Raw genomic sequence first — 15443 nt, forward strand, 5'->3', positions numbered from 1 at the left:
CGCCATGACCAGTTTGCATGCCGACGAAACGTTCCTAAGCCATTTCCAGTTCAGTCATGATCCATTTGCAGCCCGAGTTCCCGGGTTCAAATTTTTCCCTGCGCAACGCAAGCCGGTGTTGGGGCAGCTGCATCATTTAGCGCGATACAGCCAGCTTCTTTTGGCGGTGACTGGTCCGCAAGGCAGTGGCAAGACCTTGCTGCGCCAGGCGCTGGTTGCCAGCACCAATAAGCAGGCGGTGCAAAGCGTTGTGATTTCGGCGCGCGGCGGTATGGATGCTGGCAGCCTGCTGCGTCAGGTCGCTCAAGGGCTGAGCTCGGCGCAATCGGAAGTCCGGGCAATTCTTGCTCAAGTGGCTCAGCTGGCGTTGATGGGGCAGGAGGTCTACTTGCTGGTGGACGATGCCGAGCAGGCCGATGAATCAGCGCTCGATACGTTGATGGCGTTGGCGGCAGGTGGTGGCGAAGGCCGTCCGCACGTGTTTTTGTTTGGGCATTCGTCGTTGTTGCCGCGTTTGGAGCTGCTCAGCGATGGTGAGGAGCGTTTTCACGCAATTGAATTGCAACCCTACAGTGAGGACGAAACCCGGGAGTATCTCGCTCAGCGCTTGGAGGGTGCCGGAAGCGGTATTGAGGTTTTATCCGATGAACAAGTGGGGGAGATACATCAGCAGTCGGCTGGCTGGCCTGGGCTGATCAATCAAACTGCGCGCGATACGCTAATCGAAACGATGTTGGCTCAGCGTGGTGCGACGCAATCGCCTGGGTTTGCCATGAAACTACCGATAAAGCATGTGCTGGCGTTGGCATTGGTCGTCTTGGTGGTCGGTGGTGCGTGGCTGATGAAGGGCGGCAAGGGCGAAGAACCTGGCGTGCCGCCTGCCACTGAATTGTCGCCTGAGGCTGCTGCGCTGGCACCGGTTGTCGCAGCGAGTGAGGAGGGAGCTTCGCAAGCCGGGCCGGCTATTGAGTTTGCCGGCGGCAGCCAGCCATTGCCGTTGCCGTTAGTGGGCGAGGCGCAGCCAGTCATTCGCGAGCCGCTGGCGCAGGCGGCGGGTCAGGCTGATGGCGAAGAGGCAGCTTTGACCGAGCCGCTTGCTCCGCCGATGCCATCGGCAGTTGCTGTGGCGCCAGTAGTAGCGCCAACGACGCCGCCCGTTGCGGTAGTTGCGCCAGCACCCGCACCGACAGCGCCCGCCCCAGCACCGGCAGCCGCAGTGGCAGTAAAACCTGCTCCTGTTGCAGCGCCCAAACCTGTCGAGAAACCAGCCGCCAAGCCTGTAGCAAAACCTGCAGAGAAAACTGCCGTGGCTTCGGCGGCTATCCCTGCAGGATCGAATTGGTTCCGTCAGCAGCCGGCGGGTAACTTTGCCTTGCAGGTACTGGGCACGCGTTCGGAAGGCAGTGCCAGGGACTTTGTCCGCCAACAAGGCGGTGAATACCACTACTTCAAAAAAGTGCACCAAGGCCAGCCGCTGTACGTAGTCACCTACGGCAATTTCGCGACGCGCAATGCGGCGATGGCGGCCATCAAGAGCCTTCCGGCGAAGGTGCAGGCCAGCAAGCCGTGGCCCCGCAGTTTTGCCAGCATCCAGCAGGAAGCGCAGGCGCGCTAATTGCACTCGAGTGCGGGAAGATGACTGCGCGGTCAATAGCATGACCGCGTAGTGCCATCCTTCCATTTAAGCGACATAAGGTGTCGCGCAATCGCCGTGCGGGGGTTTGTGACCCCCTAAACAGCTGTGTACAATGATCCCCCTTTTGCCTGCGCAAAGCTGGCGCATAGTCCTGCGCGTTTGGTAAGTGATTGAATTAGAAAGCAATTGCCTTGTAAGAGGCACCCTGGTGAGAGTCTCTATGAAAGCAGGTCTGTACCATCCTGATGAGTTCAAGGATAACTGCGGCTTCGGCCTGATCGCCCATATGCAGGGCGAGGCGAGCCATCACCTGTTGCAAACAGCGATCGAGGCTCTGACCTGCATGACCCACCGCGGTGGGATCAATGCGGACGGCAAGACCGGCGATGGCTGTGGTCTGCTGATCCAGACGCCGGACCTGTTTCTCCGCGCTATGGCCAAAGACTGCTTTGGCGCCGAATTGCCCCAGCAATATGCCGTAGGCATGGTCTTCCTGAATAAGGACGCTGCCAAGGCGGACGCCGCCCGCGAAAACATGAATCGCGAAATTCTCGCCGCCGGCCTGCAATTGGTTGGCTGGCGTCAGGTGCCGATCGATACCAGCGTCCTCGGCCGTCTGGCGATGGAGCGTTTGCCGCAGATCGAACAAGTCTTCATTGGTGGCGAAGGTCTTAGCGACCAAGAGTTCGCCATCAAGCTGTTCAGTGCGCGGCGTCGTTCTTCGGTGGCCAATGCCGCCGACACCGATCACTACATCTGCAGCTTCTCCAACAAGACCATCATCTATAAAGGCCTGATGATGCCGGCCGACCTGCAGCAGTTCTACCCGGACTTGGGTGACGAGCGTCTGCAGACGGCCATCTGTGTGTTCCACCAGCGTTTCTCCACCAACACCCTGCCGAAATGGCCGCTTGCGCAGCCGTTCCGTTTCCTCGCCCACAACGGCGAAATCAACACCATCACCGGCAACCGCAACTGGGCGCTGGCGCGACGCAGCAAGTTCGCCAACGAGCTGATTCCGGACCTGGAAGAGCTCGGCCCGCTGGTCAATCGGGTTGGTTCCGACTCCTCGAGCATGGACAACATGCTCGAGCTGATGGTCACCGGCGGCATCGACCTGTTCCGCGGCGTGCGCATGATCATTCCGCCAGCCTGGCAGAACGTCGAGACCATGGACGCCGATCTGCGCGCGTTCTACGAATACAACTCCATGCACATGGAACCGTGGGATGGCCCGGCCGGTGTGGTGCTGACCGATGGTCGCTATGCGGTGTGCCTGCTCGATCGCAACGGCCTGCGCCCGGCGCGCTGGGTGACCACCAAGAACGGCTACATCACCCTGGCTTCGGAAATCGGCGTGTGGAACTACCAGCCCGAAGACGTGATCGCCAAGGGTCGGGTCGGTCCAGGGCAGATTCTGGCCGTGGATACCGAAACCGGCCAGGTGCTCAGCACCGACGACATCGACAACCGTCTGAAGTCGCGGCACCCCTATAAGCAGTGGCTGCGCCAGAATGCCGTGCGCATCCAGGCGACTCTCGCCGATGATCAGGGCGTGGCGAGCTACGACTCCGACCAGCTCAAGCAATTCATGAAGATGTTCCAGGTCACCTTCGAGGAGCGTGATCAGGTGCTGAGGCCATTGGCCGAACAAGGCCAGGAAGCCGTTGGTTCGATGGGCGACGACACGCCGATGGCCGTGCTGTCCAAGCGCATTCGCTCGCCGTACGATTACTTCCGCCAGCAGTTCGCGCAGGTCACCAACCCGCCGATCGACCCGCTGCGCGAAGCGATCGTCATGTCGCTGGAAATCTGCCTGGGTGCCGAGCGCAATATTTTCAGCGAGTCGTCCGAGCATGCCAGCCGAGTGATCCTCAGCTCGCCGGTGATTTCCCCGGCCAAATGGCGCGCCTTGATGACCCTGGATCGTCCGGGTTTCGAGCGCCACATCATCGATCTCAACTACGACGAGAGCGTTGGCCTGGAAGCCGCGGTGCGCAACATGGCCGATCAGGCCGAAGAAGCGGTGCGCGCCGGCAAGAGCCAGCTGATCCTGACCGACCGGCATATCGCTCCGGGCAAACTGCCGGCGCATGCCTCGCTGGTGGTCGGTGCGGTGCATCATCGCCTGACCGAGAAAGGCCTGCGTTGCGACTGCAACATCCTGGTCGAGACCGCCACCGCCCGCGACCCGCACCACTATGCGGTGCTGCTCGGCTTCGGCGCGTCGGCGATCTATCCGTTCCTCGCCTATGAAGTGCTCGCCGATCTGATCCGTACCGGCGAAGTGCTCGGCGATCTGGACGAAGTGTTCAAACATTACCGCAAAGGCATTTCCAAAGGCCTGCTGAAGATCCTCTCGAAGATGGGCATCTCCACCGTGGCTTCGTATCGCGGTGCGCAGCTGTTCGAGGCCGTCGGCCTGTCAGAGGATGTAGTCAGCCTGAGCTTCCGTGGCGTGGCCAGCCGCCTCAAAGGCGCGCGCTTCGTCGATCTGGAAAGCGAGCAGAAGCTCCTGGCTGCCGAGGCCTGGAACAATCGCAAGCCGATCCAGCAAGGTGGCCTGCTCAAGTTCGTCTACGGTGGCGAGTACCACGCCTACAACCCCGACGTGGTCAACACCCTGCAAGCCGCTGTGCAGCAGGGCAGCTACGAGAAGTACAAGGAATATGCGGCGCTGGTTGATACCCGTCCGGTATCGATGCTGCGCGACCTGCTGCAGGTCAAGCTGGCTGAGCAACCGCTGTCGGTCGATCAGGTCGAGCCGCTGCAGTCGATCTTCAAGCGCTTCGATGCTGCGGGTATTTCCCTTGGCGCGTTGTCGCCGGAAGCCCACGAAGCCATCGCCGAGGCGATGAACCGTATTGGTGGCCGCTCCAACTCCGGTGAGGGCGGCGAAGACCCGGCCCGTTACGGCACCGTGCGCAGCTCGAAGATCAAGCAGGTGGCCACCGGCCGTTTCGGTGTGACCCCGGAGTACCTGGTCAACGCCGAAGTGCTGCAGATCAAAGTTGCTCAGGGCGCCAAGCCCGGCGAAGGTGGCCAGCTGCCCGGTGGCAAGGTCAACGGGTTGATCGCTCGTCTGCGCTATGCGGTACCTGGCGTGACCCTGATCTCGCCGCCGCCGCACCACGACATCTACTCGATCGAAGACCTGTCACAGCTGATTTTCGACCTCAAGCAGGTCAACCCGCAGGCGCTGGTCTCGGTCAAGCTGGTCGCGGAAGCCGGCGTCGGCACCATCGCCGCCGGTGTGGCCAAGGCCTATGCCGACCTGATCACCATCTCCGGCTACGACGGCGGCACCGGCGCTTCGCCGCTGAGCTCGATCAAGTATGCCGGTAGCCCGTGGGAACTCGGCCTCGCCGAAACCCACCAGACTCTGCGCGGCAACGACCTACGCGGCAAGGTACGGGTGCAGACCGACGGCGGCCTGAAGACCGGCCTCGACGTGATCAAGGCGGCGATCCTCGGCGCCGAAAGCTTCGGCTTCGGTACTGGCCCGATGGTTGCTCTGGGCTGCAAGTACCTGCGCATCTGTCACCTGAACAACTGCGCCACAGGCGTCGCCACGCAGAACGACAAGCTGCGCAAGGACCACTTCATCGGCACCGTCGACATGGTGGTGAATTACTTCACCTACGTCGCCGAAGATACCCGCGAGTGGCTGGCCAAGCTGGGCGTGCCCAGTCTGGGCGAACTGATCGGGCGTACCGATCTGCTCGAAATGCTGCCTGGTGAGACAGAAAAACAGCAGCATCTGGATCTGACCCCGCTGCTCGGCAGTGACCATATTCCGGCCGACAAGCCGCAGTTCTGCGAAGTCGACCGTAACCCGCCGTTCGACCTGGGCTTGCTTGCCGAGCAGATGGTCGAGTTGGCTAAAGATGCCATTGCCACCAAGAGCGGCGGTGAGTTCGCCCTGGATATCTGCAACTGCGACCGCTCCATCGGCGCACGGGTGTCCGGCGAAATCGCCCGTGCCCACGGCAACCAGGGCATGGTTAGCGCGCCGATCACCTTCCGCTTCACCGGCACCGCCGGGCAGAGCTTCGGGGTGTGGAACGCCGGCGGCCTGAATATGTACTTGGAAGGCGACGCCAACGACTACGTCGGCAAAGGTATGACTGCTGGTAAGCTGGTGATCACCCCGCCGAAAGGCAGCCCGTTCAAGACTCAGGACACGGCCATCATCGGCAACACCTGCCTGTACGGCGCGACTGGCGGCAAGCTGTTTGCCGCCGGTACCGCGGGCGAACGTTTCGCCGTGCGTAACTCCGGCGCGCACACCGTGGTGGAAGGCACTGGCGACCACTGCTGCGAGTACATGACCGGCGGTTTCGTCTGCGTGCTGGGCAAGACTGGCTACAACTTCGGCTCGGGCATGACCGGCGGCTTCGCTTACGTGCTTGATCTGGACAACAGCTTCTACGACCGGGTCAACCACGAGCTGGTGGAAATCCAGCGGATCAACAGTGAAGCGATGGAGGCTTACCGTAGCCACCTGCAGGGCGTGTTGACCGAATACGTGGAAGAAACCGGCAGTGAATGGGGGCGTAATCTCCTGGAGAACCTGGACGATTACCTGCGCAAGTTCTGGTTGGTCAAGCCGAAGGCCGCCAACCTGGCCTCGCTGCTCTCCAGCACCCGTGCCAACCCACAATAATCGCGCCTGAAGTAGTTTGATGAGGTTATGTAATGACTGAACGTCTGAATAACGACTTCCAGTTCATCGAGGTCGGGCGCAAAGATCCGAAGAAGAAACTCCTGCGTCAGCGCAAGAAAGAGTTCGTCGAGATCTATGAGCCATTCAAGCCACAGCAGGCGTGCGAACAAGCGCACCGGTGTCTGGGTTGTGGCAACCCGTACTGCGAATGGAAGTGCCCGGTGCACAACTTCATTCCGAACTGGCTGAAGCTGGTCTCGGAAGGCAACATCCTGGCCGCCGCCGAACTGTCGCACCAGACCAACACGCTGCCGGAAGTCTGCGGCCGCGTGTGCCCGCAAGATCGTCTGTGCGAGGGTGCCTGCACCCTGAATGACGGCTTTGGTGCGGTGACCATCGGTTCGGTGGAGAAGTACATCACCGACACCGCGTTCGCCATGGGCTGGCGTCCGGACATGTCCAAGGTTAAGCCGACCGGCAAGCGTGTCGCGGTGATAGGTGCCGGTCCGGCCGGCCTCGGCTGCGCCGACGTGCTGGTGCGCAGCGGCGTGACCCCGGTGGTGTTCGACAAGAACCCGGAAATCGGTGGTCTGCTGACCTTCGGCATCCCCGAGTTCAAGCTGGAAAAAACCGTACTCAGCCATCGCCGCGAAGTCTTCACCGGCATGGGCATCGAGTTCCGCCTGAACACCGAAATCGGCACCGACGTGACCATGGAGCAGCTACTCGCCGAGTACGATGCCGTGTTCATGGGCATGGGCACCTACACCTACATGAAGGGTGGCTTCCCGGGCGAAGACCTGCCGGGCGTGCATGACGCGCTGGACTTCCTGATCGCCAACGTCAACCGCAACCTCGGTTTCGAGAAGAGCGCGGCGGACTTCGTCGACATGAAGGGCAAGAAGGTCGTGGTTCTCGGTGGCGGCGACACCGCCATGGACTGCAACCGCACGTCGATCCGCCAGGGCGCCAAGAGCGTGACCTGCGCTTATCGTCGCGATGCCGAGAACATGCCGGGTTCGCGCAAGGAAGTGAAAAACGCCAAGGAAGAGGGGGTTAAATTCCTCTTCAACCGCCAGCCCATCGCCATCGTCGGCGAGGACAAGGTGGAAGGCGTCAAGGTCGTCGAGACCCGTCTCGGCGAACCGGACGCCCGTGGCCGCCGCAGCCCCGAGCCGATTCCCGGTTCCGAGGAAATCATCCCGGCCGAAGCCGTGCTGATCGCCTTCGGTTTCCGTCCGAGCCCGGCGCCGTGGTTCGAGCAGTTCAGCATTCAGACCGACAACCAAGGTCGCGTGGTGGCGCCGGAGCAAAGCCAGTTCAAGCACCAGACCAGCAACCCGAAGATCTTCGCCGGTGGCGACATGGTGCGTGGTTCCGATCTGGTGGTGACGGCGATCTTCGAAGGCCGCAACGCTGCTGAAGGGATTCTCGATTACCTGAACGTCTGAACCGCGCGGCATATCGCCGCTACGGACAAAAGGCACGGCACTCGCCGTGCCTTTTGCATTGGGCTTTGCGACAATTGCCCACCTTTTTGTGAGTGGGCGGTGGGTTACGTCGCGCTGCGGCTAATCCACCCTACGATAATGCCCGCACTTTTTTGCTGCCGAATTGTTGGGAACACTGCCCATGACTGCCTTGAAGAACGACCGCTTCCTTCGCGCCCTGCTCAAGCAGCCTGTCGACGTCACTCCAGTGTGGATGATGCGCCAGGCTGGCCGTTACCTGCCGGAGTACCGTGCGAGCCGGGCCAAGGCCGGCGACTTCATGCGGCTGATGATGAACCCGGAGTTCGCCTGCGAAGTCACCCTGCAGCCGCTGGATCGTTACCCGCAACTGGACGCGGCGATCCTCTTCTCCGACATCCTGACCATTCCGCACGCCATGGGCCAAGGCCTGTACTTCGAGACCGGCGAGGGGCCGCGCTTCAAGAAAGTCATCAGCAGCGCCGCCGATGTCGCCGCCCTGCCGATTCCCGATCCGGAACAAGACCTCGGCTATGTGATGGACGCGGTGCGCACCATTCGCCGCGAGCTGAACGGCCGCGTGCCGCTGATCGGCTTCTCCGGCAGCCCGTGGACGTTGGCTACCTACATGGTCGAGGGCGGTTCCTCGAAGGACTTCCGCAAGTCCAAGGCGATGCTCTACGACAACCCGCAGGCCATGCACGCGCTGCTGGATAAGCTGGCGCAGTCAGTGACCAGCTACCTCAACGCGCAGATCAAAGCCGGCGCGCAAGCCGTGCAGATCTTCGACACCTGGGGTGGCAACCTCTCGGCGGCGGCGTATCAGGAGTTTTCCCTGGCCTATATGCAGAAGATCGTCAGCGGCCTGATCCGCGAGCACGACGGCCGCCAGGTGCCGGTGATCCTGTTCACCAAGAACGGCGGCCTCTGGCTGGAATCGCTAGCGGCCAGCGGCGCCGATGCCCTGGGCCTGGACTGGACCTGCGAGATCGGCGATGCGCGGCGTCGGGTCGGTGATCGCGTAGCTCTGCAAGGCAACATGGACCCCACCGTGCTGTACGCCCAACCGGCGGCGATTCGTGCCGAAGTGGCGCGCATCCTGGCCAGCTACGGCAACGGCTCGGGCCACGTGTTCAACCTCGGCCACGGCATCACCCCGGAAGTCGACCCGGCGCACGCCGGTGCCTTCCTCGAGGCGGTGCACGAGTTGTCGGCGCAGTATCACGGTTAAGCGTGGGGCAAACAAAAAGGCCGTCTTGCGACGGCCTTTTGCGTTTCAGTTGACCCGGATCATCTGCTCGCGCAGCGCTTCCGGTACCTGATCGAGGGTCAGCAGCGTCAGGCTGTTGCCATCGGCCTGGCCGGCGACCTTCTCGCCCAGCTCGGCGCTCGCGGCCTCCGGCAACTTGTACATGGCACCGGTCAATGGATCGACGATCAGCATCCCGATCAGCCCGCCGAACAGGATGTTGCCCCAGTACCAGCCGCTCAGCTCCGAGTCCAGACGTACCTCGTTGGGTTCATGGCCTTCCTTCTGGAACGCGATGGTGTAGTGCGCACGCCCGAAATAGCCGTTGCCCGATTTCAGACTGACCGTGCTTGGCGTGGTGCCGGTGTGCATCAGCCGACCATTAGCATCCTTGATTTCGAAGTTGGCGCCGGCCGGGCTGCTGCTGATGGCCACCGGGTAGGTGCTGTTGCCGACGATGCTGGCGCAGCCGGAGAGCAGACTGAGGGACAGAGCGAGCGATAGGCAGAGTTTGGTTTTGACGTCACGCAAAGGGTGGCACTCCTTGTTATGTATTGGCAGATTCGCCTCAGCCTTCATGGCTACTGTCGCGTTGCACGGCAGTATTGGGCGTTTGGCGAGGATAGGTGTGCCACTGTTTTGATGGCACTGCCCGTCCGGGCGAGTTGCTCGCAAAGCTCGTGTTGTGCGGCGCCGAAGCGGGCGGGCCTCGCTCACAAAAAAAGGCCGCGCAGGCGGCTTTTTTGGGTATGACTCAGGCTCATTTGACTCTGGCGAGTTTCCCCTTCAGGGCGACGCCGCATGATCGCTGAGGCGCGGCACGCCTACTTGGCGCTATCCCTGCACTCCTTGTTCCTGTAGTTGCTGACGATGTTCACCACGGCTGCGTCCTGCAGACGGATCAGCGCCGACTGCAGGACTTAGACGCAGGCTCTTCGTCGCTCTTGTTGAAGCCGTTGGTTTTCTGACAGGTGATGTTCGAGTTGATTACCGAGACTTGCCGCTTGGCGTGTTGCCAGCCGGGTAGAACTTCACGCGCCGTCCTGCTTGCCGGACTGCGTCGCCTGCTCGACCGGCAGCTAGTGCGTGGTGTCACGCGCCTGGCTGAGGCTGGGCAGGGCGGCGAGGGTTCAGTTTCCAGTCCCTTGGCGGGATGGGGCTTATTGCGCGCTGGCCGTGGTGGCGAGGTTCTGGATGATGGTGTTGCTCAGATTGGCGACCCAGCGATTGTAGTTGCGGTGGATCTTGCCGCTCTTGTAGCCCAGGCCGCTGCTGTTGACGTACTGGATCTGGTAATCAAGCGGGCTGTAGTTGATGGCGATCTGTGCCTGATGACGGTTGCGCACGTTGATCGCGGCGCGGATGTCGGTGGGCGTGACCTGTTGCACCGACCAGCCGCAGCGGTTCAGGGCATCGACGATGGCCTTCTGCATGACGGCCTGGTCGGCGTGAACGCCGGCCGGCACCTGCTCGTGGGGGTTGAGCAGCGGCTTGCTGGTGCAGCCGGCGAGCAGCGCGGAGCAGAGCAGCAGGGCGAAAAGTTTCTTCATGCGGAACGCCCTAGTCCGGGGTGGGGTCAGTGCCAGCGGCGGAAGATCAGCGAGGTATTCACCCCGCCGAAGGCGAAGTTGTTGTTCATCACGTACTCCTGGCTCATATGCCGCACCTCGCCGCGCAGATAGTCCAGCTCGCCGCAGCGCGGGTCGACCTCGTCGAGGTTGAGGGTGTGGATGTAGGTGTCGCGGTTCATCATCTCGATGCTGAACCAGGACTCCAGCGCGCCACAGGCGCCGAGGGTGTGGCCGAGGAAGCTCTTCTGCGAGCTGATCGGCATGCGGCTGCCGAACAGCTCGGCGGTGGCCAGGGTTTCGGCGATATCGCCCTGCTCGGTGGCGGTGCCGTGGCCGTTGACGTAGCCGATCGCCGCCGGGGCCAGGCCGGCATCGTCCAGCGCCAGTTGCATGGCGCCGCGCATGGTCAGTTGTTCCGGCTTGGTGATGTGCTGGCCGTCGGCATTGCTGCCGAAGCCGATGATCTCGGCGTGAATCTTCGCCCCCCGTGCCAGCGCGTGCTCCAGCTCCTCGAGCACCAGCATGCCGCCACCCTCGCCGATCACCAGGCCGTCGCGGCCGCTGTCGTAGGGGCGCGGCGTGCTGTGCGGCGCGTCGTTCTTCAGGCTGGTGGCGTACAGCGCGTCGAACACCATGGCCTCGGTCGGACACAGCTCCTCGGCGCCGCCGGCGAGCATCAGCGGCAGGCGGCCGAACTTGATCGCTTCGTAGGCGTAGCCGATGCCCTGGCTGCCGCTGGTGCAGGCGCTGGAGGTGGGGATCAGCCGCCCGGTGAGGCCGAAGAAGATGCTGATATTCGCCGCGGTGGTGTGCGGCATCATGCGCACGTAGGAATTGGCGTTGAGGCCGTCGGCCACCGAGTTCAGCAACATGTTGCCGAACGCCTTGAACTCGTCGGTGCTGCCGGTGGACGAGCCGCAGGCCACGCCCATGCGCCCATCCTGGATACACGGGTCACCGAGCAGGCCGGCGTCCTCCAGGGCGCGCTCCGAAGCGGCCACCGCCAGGCGCGAGACGCGGCCCATACTGCGCAGCTGCTTGCGGGTCCAGTGCTTGGGCACCGCGAAGTCGTCGATCGGCCCGGCCAGACGGGTGTTCAGTTCGCTGAAACGGTCCCACTCGTCCATCCGCCGGATGCCGCTGCGGTTGCCGCGAAACGCCGCTTCCAGACTCGTCCAGTCGTTGCCCAGCGAGGTGATGCCGGCCATGCCGGTGACTACTACTCGTTTCATCAACACAACCCACCGTTAACCGCGAGGACCTGACGGGTGATGTAGGCCGCCTCCTCGGACATCAGAAAATTCACTGCGCCGGCGACTTCCTCGGGGCTGCCGAGGCGTTGCACCGGGATCATCTTGAGGATTTCCTCGACCGGCACATGCTCGTCGAGGATCTCGGTATCGATCAGCCCTGGGGCCACACAATTGACCGTGATCTTGCGCTTGCCCAGCTCGATGGCCAGGGCTTTGGCGGCGCCGATCACGCCGGCCTTGGAGGCGCTGTAGTTGACCTGGCCGCGATTGCCGATCAGCCCGGACACCGAGGTGATGCAGACGATGCGCCCCGGCGCGCGGCGGCGGATCATCGGCATGCACAGCGGCTGCAGGACGTTGTAGAAGCCGTCGAGGTTGGTGCGCAGCACGTCGTCCCAATCCGCGTCGGTCAGCGCGGGAAAGGCGCCATCGCGGGTCAGGCCGGCGTTGCACACCACCCCGTAGTAAGCGCCGTGCGTTTCGACATCGGCTTCCAGGGCGGCGCGGCAGGCGGCGCGGTCGGCGACGTCGAACTGCAGGACGCGGGCGCTGCGGCCCAGCGCTTGGATCTCGGCGCGGACCTGTTCGGCCTCGTCACGGCGGCTGCGGCAATGCACGACGATATCGTGGCCGGCGCGGGCCAGGCGCAGGGCGATGGCGCGGCCGATGCCGCGGCTGGAGCCGGTGACCAGGATCGGATCAGTCATGTGCGGACTCCTGATGTTCTTGTAGATAACTGGCCACCTGCGGCGGCCGGAACACGTTGAGGCGCGCCTCGGCGTGGATGCCCGGGCCGTTTAGATGACACTCGAAGACGCCCATGCCGTTGTCGTCCTGCAGCGAGCGTACGCCGCGGATATACAGCTCGCTGCCCGCCGGGAAGCGTTCGACGTTGCACTGGAAATTGCGCGTGCCGAGCAGGAAGCCGAGCTCCACCGGCTGCCCGGCCAAGCGAGCCTGATAGCCGGCGTAGGCGGCCACACTTTGCGCCATCAGCTCGAGGCCGATCCACGCCGGCAGGCTGCCGTCGGCCTGGCTGAACAGACCGCCGGGACGCACGACCAGACGGGTCTGCACTTCCTCTTCGGCGCAGTGCAGCAGTTCATCGATGAGAATCATGTCGCCGGCGTGCGGTAGCAGTTCGGCAATCGGCCAGGTGTTCATTGCAGGTCTCCGAGAATCAGCGACAGGTTGCTGCCGCCGAAGGCGAAGGAATTGCTCATCAGCCGCCGCGCGTGGGATTTTTCCAGGCGCGTGCCCGGTTTGACCAGCTGTAGCGAGGGCAGCGGGCTATCGGCCACTGCGTCCCAGCGATGCGGCGGGAGCAAGCGTCCGGCATTGTAGGGGCTCAGCGTCAGCCAGCAGAAGGCCGCTTCGAGTGCCCCGGCGGCGCCCAGGGTGTGGCCGCTGAGTGGTTTGCTCGAGGAACAGGCCACGCCCGCGGGAAACAGCGCGGCGACTGCCAGGCTTTCCATGGCGTCGTTGTGTGCGGTGGCGGTGCCGTGCAGGTTCAAGTAGTCGATGTCCGCGGCGCTCAGGCCGGCGCTGCTCAGCGCTTGGCGCATTGCCGTCTGGGCGCCGAGGCCCTCGGGTTGCGGGGCGGAAATATGATGGGCATCCGAGCTGGCGCCGCCGCCGAGCAGGGCGATGGATGCGCTGCCGTCCCGGGTCATCGGCTCTCGAGTCATCAAGAACAGCGCCGCCCCCTCGCCGATGTTGATGCCGCGGCGGTTGGCGGAGAACGGGTTGCACAGTTCGCTGGATACCGCTTCCAGCGCGGTGAAGCCGTTCAGGGTCAGCCCGCACAGGCTGTCCACGCCACCGACCAGCACTGCGTCGCACACCCCTTGCTGCAACAGGCGATGGGCGCTGAGCAAGGCGCGTGCGCTCGAGGTGCAGGCAGTGGACAGGCAATAGCTGGGGCCGCCGAGTTGCAGCCAGTCGCTGAGGAAGGTCGCCGGCGCACTCATTTCCTGCTGGGCGTAGCGATAGTCCGCGGGCAGCTGGCCGTCACGCTGCCAGGTAGCGATGCTTTGGCTGGCCTCGTGAATACCGGACGTGCTGGTGCCGAGGACCACGCCGATGCGCGCCGCGCCGTAGCGAGCGATGGCCTCGCGGATCGGTGCTTCGATCTGCAAGGCGGCAGCCAGCAGCAGTTGGTTATTGCGGCTCTGGGCTGCGGCAAAGCCGGCGGGCATGGCCGGCAAGGCGGCGTCTACCGCGCCGACGATCAGCTGGCGCCCGGCCACCCAGCCGTCCTGCGCCTGCATGCCGCTGGTGTCGCCGGCGAGCAAGGCGTCGGCGACCGCCTGCTTGCCGTTGCCGAGGGCGCACAGGATGCCGAGGGCATTCAGATAACTGGGCATCAGGAGCCTGCTTGCGGAGTGAGCGCGCTGACCCGGTAACGCGGGCCAGCGGCATGGTTCAGGGTGAAATCCAACGGCGCACGGTAGTCGATCCGCCACTGTGGGTTAAGCCGGCGCTGACCGTCGGCGTCCAGTTGCCAACTGGCGGATGGATAGACGCGCGCCAGTTGCGCGCTCGGCGTCAGGGCGAACAGCAGCGCGGCGAATAGCTCGCGGGCCTGCGGATTGGGCGGCAGCAAGCCGTCGTTGTGCCACTCCGCATCAAGCAGTTGCTGACGTGCCAGCGGTACGCCGAGCGGATCGAACAGCGACCAGCGCAGGCCGCGATCTTCGGTCTGGATCACTAGCAGCCAATCCTCGGCGAGCGCGCCGTCGCTGTGCTGGATATGCAGCGTCAGCGGCAACCCCAGGTTCGGCAGCGCGCTCGGCAAGGATGTTGGCGTGGCGCAGGCGGCCAGCAACAGGCACAGACCGAGCAGGGCGGCGCGGATCATCGGTCGACGGCTTCCAGCGGTTTGCGCGCGACCACGTTGACCAGCGTTTCATTGCGCTGGCCGAACGGCTTCGGCTTCATCAGGCCGCAGCGTTCGAGCAGGCCGAAGTCGCTCGAGCGGCTCCACCACAGGTACGGATAGGAGACGTTGCGCGCGCTGAATTGGAAGCCTTGCTCGCGCAGCATGCTGAGGTATTCCTCGGCACTCTTCTGCACTTCCATCGGGTGGCGGAACAGCCAGCGGATCACCCAGGTGTCGATGTAGAACTTGGTCGACTCGGCGAACAGCAGCACGCCACCTGGCTTGAGCACCCGCCAGAACTCGGCCAGCGCGCGCTCCTGCTCGACCAAGTGGTGGAAGGTCTGGTGGCAGAACAGCAGGTCGACGCTGGCGTCGGGCAGCTGGATCTGCGCGCAGTCGCTGGCGATCAGCTCGACCTCAAGGCCCAGGCGTTCGGCCTCGGCGCGCGAGCAGGCGAGGCTGTGCGGATCGGCGTCCAGGCCGATCAGCCGCGCCGGGGCGAAGGCCTCGTGCAGCAGGCGGAACGAGCGGCCCTGGCCGCAGCCGGCGTCGAGCAGCACCGGCGCGTGCGGCAGCGGCGCGTCGAGCAGGCCACGCAGGTCGTTGATCGCCACGCGCAGCACGTGGTGCTGCCAGACATGGCTCTGCAGGAACCAGAAACCGAAGCCGGTTTCCTCGACGTAGGTGGCGGCGGCGCGGGTCATGTGAAGTCCTTTTC

The 15443-nt window shown here is 63.6% G+C and carries 12 protein-coding genes; 4 read left to right on the plus strand and 8 right to left on the minus strand.

The window, feature by feature from the left end; translation table 11 throughout:
- The first annotated feature begins 4 nt into the window (after nt 1-4).
- The 4 genes from NVV93_RS02370 to hemE all read left to right on the plus strand — a co-directional run bounded on the left by NVV93_RS02370 (nt 5) and on the right by hemE (nt 9002).
- The gene (locus tag NVV93_RS02370; RefSeq protein ID WP_258252860.1) at nt 5-1615 is read left to right on the plus strand and encodes an AAA family ATPase; all 1611 of its coding nucleotides are present in this window, start codon (nt 5-7) and stop codon (nt 1613-1615) included.
- Between the two features lie 241 nt (nt 1616-1856).
- Nucleotides 1857-6302: a glutamate synthase large subunit gene (gene gltB, locus NVV93_RS02375; protein ID WP_258252861.1), complete on the plus strand. Its 4446-nt coding sequence runs from the start codon at nt 1857-1859 to the stop codon at nt 6300-6302.
- Nucleotides 6303-6334: 32 nt separating this feature from the next.
- The gene (locus NVV93_RS02380) at nt 6335-7753 is read left to right on the plus strand and encodes an FAD-dependent oxidoreductase (RefSeq protein ID WP_258252862.1); all 1419 of its coding nucleotides are present in this window, start codon (nt 6335-6337) and stop codon (nt 7751-7753) included.
- A 181-nt stretch (nt 7754-7934) separates the two neighbouring features.
- Nucleotides 7935-9002 carry a uroporphyrinogen decarboxylase gene (hemE, locus tag NVV93_RS02385; protein ID WP_258252863.1) on the plus strand — a complete coding sequence of 356 codons (1068 nt, stop codon included), beginning with the start codon at nt 7935-7937 and terminating at the stop codon, nt 9000-9002.
- Between the two features lie 45 nt (nt 9003-9047).
- Here the strand turns inward: hemE and NVV93_RS02390 are convergent, their stop codons facing one another.
- The 8 genes from NVV93_RS02390 to NVV93_RS02425 form a co-directional block, all read right to left on the minus strand.
- Nucleotides 9048-9551 carry a hypothetical protein gene (locus NVV93_RS02390; RefSeq protein ID WP_258252864.1) on the minus strand — a complete coding sequence of 168 codons (504 nt, stop codon included), beginning with the start codon at nt 9549-9551 and terminating at the stop codon, nt 9048-9050.
- Between the two features lie 629 nt (nt 9552-10180).
- Nucleotides 10181-10570, minus strand: coding sequence for a hypothetical protein (locus NVV93_RS02395; RefSeq protein ID WP_258252865.1), 390 nt, complete (start codon nt 10568-10570; stop codon nt 10181-10183).
- A gap of 26 nt (nt 10571-10596) precedes the next feature.
- Nucleotides 10597-11823 carry a beta-ketoacyl-ACP synthase gene (locus NVV93_RS02400; protein WP_258252866.1) on the minus strand — a complete coding sequence of 409 codons (1227 nt, stop codon included), beginning with the start codon at nt 11821-11823 and terminating at the stop codon, nt 10597-10599.
- Nucleotides 11823-12551, minus strand: coding sequence for a 3-oxoacyl-ACP reductase FabG (gene fabG / locus NVV93_RS02405; protein ID WP_258252867.1), 729 nt, complete (start codon nt 12549-12551; stop codon nt 11823-11825). The genes NVV93_RS02400 and fabG overlap by 1 nt, the downstream gene beginning before the upstream one ends.
- The gene (locus NVV93_RS02410; protein ID WP_258252868.1) at nt 12544-13008 is read right to left on the minus strand and encodes a hotdog family protein; all 465 of its coding nucleotides are present in this window, start codon (nt 13006-13008) and stop codon (nt 12544-12546) included. Before NVV93_RS02410 ends, fabG begins: the two co-directional genes overlap by 8 nt.
- Nucleotides 13005-14210, minus strand: a complete 1206-nt coding sequence (locus NVV93_RS02415) for a beta-ketoacyl-[acyl-carrier-protein] synthase family protein (protein WP_258252869.1) — start codon at nt 14208-14210, stop codon at nt 13005-13007. Before NVV93_RS02415 ends, NVV93_RS02410 begins: the two co-directional genes overlap by 4 nt.
- Nucleotides 14210-14704 carry a hypothetical protein gene (locus NVV93_RS02420; protein ID WP_258252870.1) on the minus strand — a complete coding sequence of 165 codons (495 nt, stop codon included), beginning with the start codon at nt 14702-14704 and terminating at the stop codon, nt 14210-14212. The genes NVV93_RS02415 and NVV93_RS02420 overlap by 1 nt, the downstream gene beginning before the upstream one ends.
- On the minus strand, nt 14701-15429 hold the full coding sequence (locus tag NVV93_RS02425) for a class I SAM-dependent methyltransferase (protein WP_258252871.1): 729 nt from the start codon (nt 15427-15429) through the stop codon (nt 14701-14703). Before NVV93_RS02425 ends, NVV93_RS02420 begins: the two co-directional genes overlap by 4 nt.
- Nucleotides 15430-15443: the final 14 nt, after the last annotated feature.

Source organism: Pseudomonas sp. LS44 (assembly GCF_024730785.1).
In the GTDB taxonomy this organism is placed as follows: Bacteria; Pseudomonadota; Gammaproteobacteria; order Pseudomonadales; family Pseudomonadaceae; genus Aquipseudomonas.

Coding starts and splice junctions, on each gene's coding strand:
- NVV93_RS02420 (WP_258252870.1), bottom strand. CDS start 14,704: ATGATCCGCGCCGCCCTGCTCGGTCTGTGCCTGTTGCTGGCCGCCTGC.
- NVV93_RS02380 (WP_258252862.1), top strand. CDS start 6,335: ATGACTGAACGTCTGAATAACGACTTCCAGTTCATCGAGGTCGGGCGC.
- NVV93_RS02425 (WP_258252871.1), bottom strand. CDS start 15,429: ATGACCCGCGCCGCCGCCACCTACGTCGAGGAAACCGGCTTCGGTTTC.
- hemE (WP_258252863.1), top strand. CDS start 7,935: ATGACTGCCTTGAAGAACGACCGCTTCCTTCGCGCCCTGCTCAAGCAG.
- NVV93_RS02415 (WP_258252869.1), bottom strand. CDS start 14,210: ATGCCCAGTTATCTGAATGCCCTCGGCATCCTGTGCGCCCTCGGCAAC.
- NVV93_RS02395 (WP_258252865.1), bottom strand. CDS start 10,570: ATGAAGAAACTTTTCGCCCTGCTGCTCTGCTCCGCGCTGCTCGCCGGC.
- NVV93_RS02400 (WP_258252866.1), bottom strand. CDS start 11,823: ATGAAACGAGTAGTAGTCACCGGCATGGCCGGCATCACCTCGCTGGGC.
- NVV93_RS02370 (WP_258252860.1), top strand. CDS start 5: ATGACCAGTTTGCATGCCGACGAAACGTTCCTAAGCCATTTCCAGTTC.
- gltB (WP_258252861.1), top strand. CDS start 1,857: ATGAAAGCAGGTCTGTACCATCCTGATGAGTTCAAGGATAACTGCGGC.
- fabG (WP_258252867.1), bottom strand. CDS start 12,551: ATGACTGATCCGATCCTGGTCACCGGCTCCAGCCGCGGCATCGGCCGC.
- NVV93_RS02410 (WP_258252868.1), bottom strand. CDS start 13,008: ATGAACACCTGGCCGATTGCCGAACTGCTACCGCACGCCGGCGACATG.